The sequence below is a fragment of the Bacillus sp. C30 genome (assembly GCF_040838255.1).
GTDB lineage: Bacteria > Bacillota > Bacilli > Bacillales > Bacillaceae_G > Bacillus_A > Bacillus_A mycoides.
Genome location: NZ_JBFPJH010000132.1, coordinates 1 through 8,796, shown reverse-complemented (window position 1 = coordinate 8,796; position 8,796 = coordinate 1). Strand labels below are relative to the sequence as shown.

Annotated in this window: 7 protein-coding genes and 1 pseudogene; 7 read left to right on the top strand and 1 reads right to left on the bottom strand. The window is 36.3% G+C overall.

Annotated elements, in window-relative coordinates; genetic code table 11:
• Positions 1-728 (top strand): annotated as a pseudogene (locus AB3X49_RS13575) (BA2291 family sporulation histidine kinase); the annotation flags it as partial.
• Between the two features lie 33 nt (positions 729-761).
• Here AB3X49_RS13575 and AB3X49_RS13570 read toward each other — a convergent pair.
• On the bottom strand, positions 762-1,511 hold the full coding sequence (locus AB3X49_RS13570) for a DUF4397 domain-containing protein (RefSeq protein ID WP_002065232.1): 750 nt from the start codon (positions 1,509-1,511) through the stop codon (positions 762-764).
• Between the two features lie 801 nt (positions 1,512-2,312).
• Here AB3X49_RS13570 and AB3X49_RS13565 point away from each other — a divergent pair.
• The 6 genes from AB3X49_RS13565 (at position 2,313) to rocR (ending at position 8,709) form a co-directional block, all read left to right on the top strand.
• Positions 2,313-3,623: an aspartate aminotransferase family protein gene (locus AB3X49_RS13565; protein WP_002185938.1), complete on the top strand. Its 1,311-nt coding sequence runs from the start codon at positions 2,313-2,315 to the stop codon at positions 3,621-3,623.
• Entirely contained in the window at positions 3,620-4,318 is a 699-nt protein-coding gene (gene atoD, locus AB3X49_RS13560) for an acetate CoA-transferase subunit alpha (protein WP_002085805.1), read from the top strand. Before AB3X49_RS13565 ends, atoD begins: the two co-directional genes overlap by 4 nt.
• Positions 4,303-4,965, top strand: coding sequence for a CoA transferase subunit B (locus AB3X49_RS13555; protein ID WP_002127246.1), 663 nt, complete (start codon positions 4,303-4,305; stop codon positions 4,963-4,965). The genes atoD and AB3X49_RS13555 overlap by 16 nt, the downstream gene beginning before the upstream one ends.
• 15 nt (positions 4,966-4,980) lie before the next feature.
• Positions 4,981-6,249, top strand: a complete 1,269-nt coding sequence (locus tag AB3X49_RS13550; RefSeq protein ID WP_367962692.1) for a peptidase — start codon at positions 4,981-4,983, stop codon at positions 6,247-6,249.
• Positions 6,246-7,145, top strand: coding sequence for a putative beta-lysine N-acetyltransferase (gene ablB / locus AB3X49_RS13545; RefSeq protein ID WP_367962689.1), 900 nt, complete (start codon positions 6,246-6,248; stop codon positions 7,143-7,145). The genes AB3X49_RS13550 and ablB overlap by 4 nt, the downstream gene beginning before the upstream one ends.
• A gap of 178 nt (positions 7,146-7,323) precedes the next feature.
• Positions 7,324-8,709 carry an arginine utilization transcriptional regulator RocR gene (rocR, locus tag AB3X49_RS13540; protein ID WP_002065240.1) on the top strand — a complete coding sequence of 462 codons (1,386 nt, stop codon included), beginning with the start codon at positions 7,324-7,326 and terminating at the stop codon, positions 8,707-8,709.
• The last annotated feature ends 87 nt before the right edge of the window (positions 8,710-8,796 follow it).

Here is an 8,796-nt window from a genome sequence, read left to right as displayed (position 1 = left end):
ATTATACCGTTTTAAAATACTCAGAAATTATATCGAGAAATTTAGAAGAAAAACAGCAATATATAAATGAAACACATAAAGAAAGGCTTACGATTCTAGGGCAAATGTCGGCTAGTTTTGTGCATGAATTTCGTAATCCGCTAACTTCGATTATGGGATTTGTAAAGTTATTGAAGACAGATCACCCTAATCTATCGTATTTAGATATTATTTCACATGAATTAGATCAATTAAATTTTAGGATTTCGCAATTTTTACTTGTATCGAAAAAAGAAATGTGGAATGAATCTGAACGTTTTTTGGTAAATGACTTATTTCAAGATATTATACAATTCTTATATCCAAGTTTAGTTAATGCAAATGTTTTGATTGAAAAGAATTTGCCGTATCCTATTCCACTCGTTGGTTACCGGAGTGAAGTGAAGCAAGTAGTTTTAAATATTTTAATGAATTCGATTGATGCTCTTGAATCGGTGAAAGAAGAGCGAAAAATTATCATTGATGTATTTGAAGAGGATCAGGCTGTTCGCATTGTTATAAAAAATAATGGACCTATGATTCCAGCAGACAATGTAGAGACTATTTTTGAGCCATTTGTAACTACTAAAAAGCTAGGTACTGGTATTGGACTATTTGTATGTAAACAAATTGTAGAAAAACATAAAGGATCCATATTGTGTCGTTCGGATAACGATTGGACAGAATTTCAAATTACGTTTCAAAAGTAAACAGTCTACACCATGCGAATGGTGTAGACTGTTTTAATTTGTAAGTATAACGGTCTCTAATTTTGGATCCTCAGTTGAATAACCAACTATTGAAATTGTGTAAATTGTATTTGGTTCAACGTTGAATTTTGGAATGGTTAATAGTACTTTTTTTGTATCAGCAAGTGAAACTTCAATATCTGCTGTACCAGGGCTAACTTGTAAAAAATCTGTTATTTGCTTAAAGAGTACATTTTCAAATAAATGATCCCCATCTTTTAAATTTACATTTACAACTGGAGTGTCTGGTGAAAAATGTGCAAACCGTATTTTTGCTTGACCAGATGGTAAATGAGTATTATCAAGAAGGGGTTGTAATTGGAGATGATTATCGCTATTGACCGCTGCAAGGGTATAAGTGTGATTCCCCATTATTGGTACTAATGCTGAAAATATTGGAGTTTCGTTTCCGACAGGGACAATATCAATACGGTATTTACCTTGCACTAATGATAAATAAGGACTGAATTGTTTAAAAGAAATATTTTTAATAACCTTTTGTCCGTTTATTATAATATCAACTGCTGGTGTATGGGGAGCTGTGTGGAAGATTCTCATATGTGACGGTAAAGTCGCTTCTTGTGAATCTCTCTTTTCATATGCTTGTACAAGTTTTGTAATTGCATCATAGTATTTCATATAGAGTTCTACATATCTTTTAGGATTGCTATATTGATAGTAACGAGCGAGCTGTTCGTAACGTGCAGCTTCTTGGCCGTATTTTTCAATTTCGGATTGAGTCATGAACATTCCTCCTTTATCATCATTACAAATATATGCGAAGCTAGAAAGAGGTTATGCAAAAAACTTGCCTTTCTAGAAAGAAAAGTTAAAATGGGGATTTTTTTATTTATAGGCAAACACACATACAAATCGATAATTGTCCTACATAAATTATAAAGGAAAGGTAGTTTGACTTTGATGGAAGGAGTGGAACCATTGGGATGGGGATATCCCCATAGTTATTTGGAATGAAGTTATGGAGGATTTGGTGCTATAGGCTGTGGGACGAATTATGGATTTGTATTATGAGTATTTCTATTAATTTTAGTGATGCGTTGGATAAGGTAATACCGATAAAAGAGCGTCGTGCCGAACTGATTAATGTGGTTAATCGGTTCTTTTTTTATTGTTCTAAACAGGTGGTACTATTTGTTAAGAAATAGTTACGATAAATGAGGCGAAGTAAAATGTCGAATTTTGTTTAAAAATATGCAATATAAAGTAGGATAATAGGAAGGAGAATAACGGGAGTTCCGTCGAAGTTTACACAATGTCAGCAATTGAGGGAAGTTGATATTATATTGAAAAAATATTCAATTTGCTGTTATCTTAAATCAGGAAGGGGTATTTAAGCGTATAGGTAAGATTGGTCTTCATTTTAAGTTCTGAATTTTCTGTTTTTTAAATAATATTTAGCAGTCATTTGTATATTTTATAATAGTTTTTTGATAAATTCACTGCTTTTGCAGAGGATTCTTTTTTATGAAAGAAACGTCAATTTTCTTCATATACATATACAAATTGGAGAAATGGGGGAGCGCTATGCGCGATTACTTAATTAAACCACTTGTTGGTCAGCCGTATCCGATGATTTCACATGGAAAAGGTGTGTATTTGTATGATCAAAACGGAAATAAATATTTTGATGGTTCGTCTGGAGCGATTACGGCAGGTATTGGACATGGCGTAGCAGAGATAGCAGAAGTTATTAAAAAACAGGCAGAGGAGATCGCTTTCGTTTATAGATCACAGTTTACGAGTGAACCAGCTGAAAAATTAGCGAAGAAGTTAAGTGATTTATCTGTAGGAGATTTGAACTGGAGCTTTTTTGTGAATAGTGGTACGGAAGCAAATGAAACAGCTATGAAAATCGCAATTCAGCATTTTCAGGAGCGTGGCATTCAAGGGAAACATAAAATTTTGTCACGGTGGATGAGCTATCACGGGATTACAATGGGAGCTTTATCTATGTCTGGGCATCCACTGCGCAGACAACGTTTCGTTTCTATTTTGGAAGATTATCCGACTATTCCAGCTCCATACTGTTTTAGATGTCCTGTACAAAAGGTATATCCAACATGTCAACTTTCTTGTGCGACTGAACTAGAAAGAGCGATTGATCGAATTGGTGCAGAACATATTGCAGCTTTTATTGCTGAACCGATTATCGGAGCTGCTGGAGGCGCGGTTGTCCCGCCGAAAGAATACTATAAAGTAATTAAAGATATTTGTAGTCATTACGATATATTATTTATTGCGGATGAAGTAATGACTGGACTTGGTCGTACTGGTGCATGGTTTGCTATGGAGCACTGGGGTGTAGAACCGGATATTATGACCCTTGGTAAGGGGCTAGGAGCGGGTTATACACCAATGGCAGCGACAATAGTAAGTGACCGTGTTATGGAGCCGATTTTACGTGGATCACGTTCTGTAATGAGCGGGCATACGCTTAGTGCAAATCCATTGTCTGCAGCAACGGCTTTAGCAGTTATTGAATATATGGAGAAACATAATTTACCTGAAAAAACAGCAGAAAAGGGAGAGTATTTATTAAAAGGTTTGCAGAAAGTTCAGCAACAATCGACAATCATTGCCGATGTGCGTGGAAAAGGATTGCTAATTGGAATAGAATTGCAACCGTTTACAAAAGCGTCGGAGCTTATTTCAGTTGCTGCTAAAAATGGACTGCTCTTATACCAAGCTGTTTCAGGGCAAGCAGGAAAAGAGGATAGTGCACTGCTTGTTGCACCACCAATGACAACTACATATTCCGAGTTAGATGAATTACTTTCAATTTTTGTAAAGAGCGTGGAAGAGATGATGCAAAAAGGAGGGCATAGTATCGCATGACAACTATTACAAATACATTCGGTAAATTAAAAGAAATAGAGGAAGTAATTTCTTTGTTCCATGATGATATGACATTAATGTTTGGGGGATTTGGAGGAATCGGATCACCTCCATCTTTAATTCAAGCTGTTTTAGATAAAGGCATTACAAATTTAAATTTAATAGGAAATGATACTGGATTTCCTGATGTAGGAATCGGTCGTCTTGTTACGAATGAAAGGGTTAAATCTTTAGTTACTTCTCATATTGGGTCAAATCCAAATGCGGGAAGACAATTAAATGAAGGAAGATTGCAAATTGAATTCTCTCCGCAAGGAACACTCGCAGAGCGTATTCGCGCTGGTGGTGTAGGGCTTGGTGGTATTTTAGTTGATGTTGGTGTTGATACGATTGTAGAAGAAGGAAAGCGTACAGTTGAAATGAATGGAAAGACATATTTAGTTGAAACAGCTTTAACGGCTGAAGTCGCAATTGTATATGCGAAAAAAGCGGATCCGTTTGGCAATCTTGTATTTGATAAAAGCGCTCGTAATATGAATCCACACGTAGCTATGGCTGGTGACATAACGATTGTAGAAGCAGAAGAAATTGTTCCACTTGGAAGTTTAGATCCAGAAGAAATTGTCGTCCCAGGTGTATTTGTAAATTATATCGTGCCATCGGAAGGAGTGAATTGGAAATGGGTATGGGCGTAGAAGTAAGAGATAAGATTGCAAGACGTGCAGCGAAAGAAATTCAGAATGGTATGCTTGTAAATTTAGGTATTGGAATTCCATCGCTTGTACCGAATCATTTGCCAGAAGATATGAATGTTATGTTTCATGCGGAAAACGGTATTGTTGGTATGGGACCAACGCCAAGTAAAGGGAATGAAGATGAGAATTTATGTAACGCAGCTGGTTTACCAACATCTCTTATTACAGGAGCAAGTTATTTTGATAGCTGCATGGCGTTTGGCATGATTCGAAAAGGATTACTTGATGTTACGATACTTGGTTCGTTACAAGTAAGTGAAAATGGTGATTTAGCGAACTGGATTGTACCAGGAAAACGCGTTCCAGGTATTGGAGGAGCGATGGATTTAGCGCAAAAAGCGAAGCGGGTCGTTGTTGTGATGAATCATGTTGATAAATACGGAAATGCAAAGATTGTTTCGGAATGTACATTGCCATTAACTTCGAAAAAATGTGTAGATTTAATTATTACAGACATGGCTGTCATGGAAGTGACCCAAAGAGGACTTGTCTTACAAGAATTAATGAGTCCATATACTGTAGAAGATGTAAAACGACATACGACAGCTGATTTTCATATAAGCTCAAATTTACTAGTAATTGAATGAGGGGAGTTGTAATATATGGAGCAATTAAAAAAACAAGTTTGTGATTATATTGAGGGTCATGAAGAAGAGAGTGTAAAATTTTTAACACGATTAATTCAAGAAAAGAGCGTATCTGGTGATGAAAGTGGTGCACAGGCAATTGTTATTGAAAAGTTGCGTGAGTTAGGTCTAGATCTTGATATTTGGGAGCCTGCTTTTAAGGAAATGAAAGATCACCCTTATTTCGTATCACCTCGTATAAGTTTTACAGATAGCCCGAACATTGTAGCGACTTTAAAAGGAAGTGGCGAAGGGAAATCTATGATTTTAAACGGGCATATTGATGTCGTGCCAGAAGGGGATGTAAATCAGTGGGACCATCATCCATATAGTGGAGAGAAAATAGGAAACCGCATATATGGACGTGGAACAACAGATATGAAAGGCGGCAATGTCTCACTTATGCTTGCGATGGAAGCGATTATTGAATCTGGTATTGAACTAAAAGGTCATATACATTTTCAAAGTGTAATAGAAGAAGAGAGCGGTGGGGCAGGAACATTAGCCGCTATTTTACGAGGATATAAGGCAGATGGCGTTATTATTCCTGAGCCGACGAATATGAAGTTTTTTCCGAAACAACAAGGATCAATGTGGTTTCGTCTACATATAAAAGGAAAAGCAGCACACGGTGGTACACGTTATGAAGGAGTAAGTGCAATTGAAAAAAGTATGTTTGTTGTAGAGCATTTGAGAAAGTTAGAAGAGAAGAGAAATGGTAGAATTACAGATCCGTTATTTAAGGGGATTCCGATTCCAATTCCAATTAACGTTGGGAAAATTGAAGGGGGAAGCTGGCCAAGTTCTGTTCCCGATTCATTAATTTTAGAAGGAAGATGTGGTATTGCGCCGAATGAGACTATAGAGGCAGCAAAAGAAGAGTTTGAGGGCTGGATTGGTGAATTAAAAGATGTGGATAGTTGGTTTGTAAAAAATCCTGTAGAAGTAGAATGGTTTGGGGCTAGATGGGTTCCTGGTGAACTAGAAGAAAATCATCCACTTATTACAACGCTTCAACATAACTTTGTTGAAATCGAAGGGAACGAGCCGATTATAGAAGCTTCGCCATGGGGAACAGATGGAGGTTTATTCACACAAATAGCTAACGTACCCACGATAGTATTTGGTCCAGGAGAGACGAAAGTAGCACACTATCCAAACGAATATATAGAAGTTGATAAAATGATTGCTGCCGCAAAAATAATTGCATGTACATTACTAGATTGGTGTGAGGTGAAAAAATGAAATACTATGAATCTTTTAGTGAACAGACAAAGCATTATACAGTAGAAGGGGTTTTAGATTATTTTAATAAACGTATTAGAGTTGATCACTATACAGGAAATGTTGAAAGCATCATACAAACAATCGATGAATTAGCAAAGAAACATTCTTTCACTAAATGTATTATTAAAGGAAAGGGAGAGCATGTTTCAACATGGCTCTCTTTCGGTTTCTTACTGGAAGCAACGATACCTCATTATTTTCAAGGGCACGATGCGAACTTCTTCGTGAAATATCATAATGATGAAAGACGAAATAGTATTCATTGGACTGAGGAAGATACTATTTTAAGTGGTGTAAAAGAAAAAGAAGTGAAAGAAAAAATAGTCCCAGAGGAATTTGTGTTAAGAAAAGCGACAGAAGAGGATGCGGAAGAATTAGCAATTGTCTTTGGAAAAGTATTTGAAGTTTATCCGACACCTTTAAATGATGGGAATTATGTAAAGCAGACGATGCAGGAAGACGATACAATTTACTATGTTTATGAATTCGAGGGGAAAATTATTAGTACAGCATCTGCTGAAATGAACGTGAAAGAAGGTAATGCAGAATTAACGAATTGTGCTACATTACCTGAATATCGAAAACATGGTTTCATGAAAAGTCTGTTAATTAAATTGGAGGAAGAGCTCCAAGAAAAATCTATTTTTTGTTCTTATACAATTGCTCGCTCGCTATCTTTCGGTATGAATGCAGCCTTTCATCAATTAGGCTATACATATACGGGAAGGCTTGCGAATAATTGCTACATTTTTGATAAGTTGGAAGATATGAATATATGGGTGAAAGATTTATCCAGCTATTCGAAAGCAGTAAGACTCCCGCCTCAAAATTCGGCTGTAAAGCAAAGAAGTTAGGTGGGAGTCGGGTTAATAATAAAGCCCCACTGATTAAAGTTTCACTTAACCATAAGTAAGCAATAAAAATATATACACATTTCATCAAAATAATAGAACGGAATCGTCATGCTTATAATCGCACAGAGGGTGCCAAAAATTCGGCGTTGAATTTGCTGGATTTTCGGCAAAAGGGGGGATGACATTGCTAGCAGTTTCGACACAGGAAGTCATTGAAGCGATTTTGGGCAGTATAGATGAGGCCATACATGCAGTAGATGAAAATGGGATTACAATATTTTATAATACAGTTGCTGCAAAACATGATGGATCTAAAATTGAAAATGTGCTAGGAAAGCATTTATTAGAAGCATTCCCGTCATTATCCAGAGAAACAAGTACGTTGATGAAAGTATTAGATACAAAAAAACCAATCGTACACCAAGTTCAACATTACCAAAATTTAAATGGGGAAGACGTTTGTACGGTCAATACAACGTTACCTATTTTAATAGATGGAAATATTGCTGGTGCTGTAGAAATTGCGAAAGATTATTCTACTATTCAAAAGCTTACTGATACGATTGTAGATCTACAATCGAAAATAAAACGATCGACTAGCAAAAAAATGGTGAAAAAGCATGTTGCATTCGAGACAATTGTAACTGATGATTCCCGCTTTAAACAGACGAAAGAGTTAGCACAAAAAGTAGCGCCAACCGATGCGAATGTTTTAATATATGGTGAAACTGGAACGGGGAAAGAGCTATTTGTGCAAGCGATTCATGAAGCTTCTAAACGAAAAAATAAGCCGTTTATTGCACAAAACTGTGCAGCTTTGCCAGAGTCGCTATTAGAAAGTTTGCTGTTTGGCACGACAAAAGGTAGTTATACAGGGGCAATCGAACGAGCAGGATTATTTGAACTTGTAGATGGAGGGACATTATTTTTAGATGAACTGAATTCAATGCCGCTTGATTTACAAGCAAAAATGCTACGTGTATTAGAAGATGGAGTTATTCGTCGCATTGGTGATAATAAGACGAGAAAAGTAGATGTTCGCGTTATTACTGCAATGAATCAGCCTCCAGAAGTATGTTTAAGAGAAAATAAAATTCGCACTGATTTATACTATCGATTAAATGTATTTTCATTATATATCCCGCCGCTTCGCGAAAGAACTGAGGATGTACTGTTATTAGCGTCTTACTTTTTGAAAGAATATAATAAAAGTTATAAAAAAGGTGTACTTCAAATTGACAAGGAAGCGAAAGAAAGATTACAAGCTTATCAATGGCCTGGAAATGTTCGTGAGTTAAAGCATACGATTGAACATGCTGTCATTATTACAGAAGGGAATTCGTTAACAGCAAATTGCTTGCCACGAACATTCCGGAAAGAGAAACTTCCGAAGAAGAAAAGTATATTACCGCTTAGGGAAGCTCTTCATCAAACGGAAAAGGAATTAATAGATCAAGCGTTAATTGAAACGGAAGGGAATATTTTGCAAGCAGCAAAAATGTTAGGTATTCCTCGTCAAACGCTTCAATATAAACTGAGCAAGTACGACAAAACCGCCGAATAATCGGCGGTTTTTGTGTGTTTGCACCAATAAAAGAGCGTTTACATATATAACAAGTAATGAATATGATAGTAAATAGCGTTTTAGTAC